The organism is Nocardia sp. NPDC004722 (assembly GCF_053601505.1).
The window spans coordinates 1-2,185 of sequence record NZ_JBSGBY010000937.1 but is presented as its reverse complement, the minus strand read 5'-3'; the positions used below and the strand labels follow the sequence as shown (position 1 = coordinate 2,185).

The window sequence follows — 2,185 nt, the reverse complement described above, 5'->3', positions numbered from 1 at the left end:
GGCGGTTGTTGCAGCAGATGGGGGAGCGGCCGGGTTATTTGACGGGGCTGCTGATCGTGGCGGTGTCGACCGGTGCCTGTGCCTTCGCTCAAAGCTATTGGCAGCTGCTGGTATTGCGGTCGATGGGCGGGATCGGGTCGACCATGTTCACCGTGTCCTCGTTGGGTCTGGTGATCCGGATGTCGCCGCCCGCCGAACGCGGCCGGGTGTCGGGCGTGTACTCGACCAGCTTCCTGATCGGGTCGATCAGCGGGCCGCTGGTGGGCGGTGCGCTGTCGTTCCTGGGGTTGCGCGCGCCGTTCGTCATCTACTGCGTGGCCCTGCTGATCGCCAGCCTGATCGTGTATGTGGCCCTGCGGAACTCGCCGCTGGCGTTGCCGGAGACCAGCACCGGGACGCCCGCCATGACCTTCCGCGAAGGCATCGCGCAACCTGCCTATCGCGCCGCGCTGTGGGCCAACTTCGGCAATGGCGCAGCCGTTTTCGGCGTCCGCATGGCGCTGGTGCCGTTGATCGTGGTCGAGGTGCTGAAACAGGACGCGGCCCTGGCCGGTGTGGCGCTGACGGCCTTCGCCCTGGGCAACGCCTCGGTCCTGTTCCTCTCCGGCCGCTGGTCGGACACACTGGGCCGCAAACCCTTCCTGATCGCCGGAACCCTCGTCTGCGCCCTCGGCACCGCCGGAATCGGCCTGTCCCCAACCCTGCCCTGGCTACTCGCCGCGTCGTGCGTAGCAGGCATCGGCTCCGGCATGTTCTCCCCGGCCCTGCAAGCCTCCGTCGCCGACATCATCGGCCCCGGCCGCCGCGGCGGCCCGGTCCTCGCGGGCTACCAGATGTCAGCCGACCTGGGAACCTTCCTGGGGCCGTACGCCATCGGCATGCTCGCCGACCGCGTCTCCTACGGCGTGGCCCTGGGCGTCACCGCTGTTCTCCTCGCTTCGGCCTCGGCCGTCTGGTTGCTGGCCCCGGAAACCCTCCGCCGCAAGGAACCCGTCGCCGCCTGACGCGACGTCGGCGGGGTGGGTATCGCGCGGCCGGGCCGGTGGTGCAGAGTGTTGCGGGTGAGCAATCCGACTTCGAAGCACACGCCGCAGCCGGTTTCCAGCCGGACCACCTATGCGCTGGCCGGAGTGGCCTTGGTGGTGGTTGTGGCGATTGTGGGGGCACTGTATCTGTGGAATCGGGGGTCCGCGGAGACGGTTCGTAATGACGGGTACGGGTCGGCGCATGATCCGGCGGTGACGGTGGCGCTGGATTCGGACGGGGCCATCGTGCTCGGGAAGCCGAATGTGGCGAAAACCGTTGAGATCTTCGAGGATCCACTGTGCCCGGCGTGCGGGGGTATGGAGAAGAACTACGGGCAGGAGATTGCCCAGCAGGTCGATTTGGGGAAGATCGCGGTGCGGTACCGGCTGGTGAACTTCCTGGATCGGTCCTCCAAGAGTAAGGACTACTCGACGCGCGCGGTCGCGGCCAACGAATGCGTGGCGGAGGACGGGAACGGGCCGGTGTACGCCAAGTTCCACACGCTGCTGTTCACCACCGCGCAGCCGTCCGAGGGCGGGGCCGACCACGACAACAAGGAGTTGGCCGATATCGCCAAGCAGGCGGGCGCGAGTGACGAGGCCGTGAAGTGCATTGCCTCCGGTGAGCGCGTCGATTCGGCGCGTGCGCACGCCGAGGCGGCCGCGAAGGGGCTCGAGGGCACTCCGACGGTGATGGTCGACGGCAAGAAGGTCGACCGGAGCAACCACAACTGGGCGCTCGACGCCGCCAAATAGGCTGCGTGCGCCGAGGATTCAGGAGTCGAGGACGGGGCGGCGGAGGCGGCTGGTGTAGTCGCCTGCGCGGCCGAGAGCGTCGTCTGCCGCGTCGAGTTCTATGAGGGATTCCTCGAAAACCTCTGCGGCACCGGCGATGCAGTAGGCAGGGGAGGTGAGAGCGCCTGTCCCCGGGGTGTCCAGCAGCAGTCCGGAATCGGGGAGGTCGCGGTAGGCGGCACGGAGCTCGGCCAGTTCGGTGCGCAGCTGTTGGAGTCGTTCGCGGAGCAAACGTCGCCGCTGATCGAGTAGTGCCGGGTCGCGCAGGTCTGCCGCTTGATCGCTCATGCCTCCAGCATGCAGTGGCGCAGGGGAATTCGGGTGTTTCGGTGCGCCACTGCATGGTCGCTGGGTGGGGTGCGGCC

At 68.0% G+C, this 2,185-nt stretch carries 3 protein-coding genes; 2 read left to right on the top strand and 1 reads right to left on the bottom strand.

Going from position 1 to position 2,185, the window contains the following annotated elements; translation table 11 throughout:
• Both ACWELQ_RS44300 and ACWELQ_RS44295 read left to right on the top strand, forming a co-directional pair.
• The coding region (locus tag ACWELQ_RS44300) for an MFS transporter (protein WP_452402948.1) at positions 1-1,004 on the top strand (1,004 nt) is incomplete at its 5' end.
• Positions 1,005-1,061: 57 nt separating this feature from the next.
• Positions 1,062-1,781, top strand: a complete 720-nt coding sequence (locus ACWELQ_RS44295; RefSeq protein WP_452402947.1) for a DsbA family protein — start codon at positions 1,062-1,064, stop codon at positions 1,779-1,781.
• Between the two features lie 18 nt (positions 1,782-1,799).
• Here the strand turns inward: ACWELQ_RS44295 and ACWELQ_RS44290 are convergent, their stop codons facing one another.
• Positions 1,800-2,108 carry a hypothetical protein gene (locus ACWELQ_RS44290; RefSeq protein ID WP_452402946.1) on the bottom strand — a complete coding sequence of 103 codons (309 nt, stop codon included), beginning with the start codon at positions 2,106-2,108 and terminating at the stop codon, positions 1,800-1,802.
• Positions 2,109-2,185: the final 77 nt, after the last annotated feature.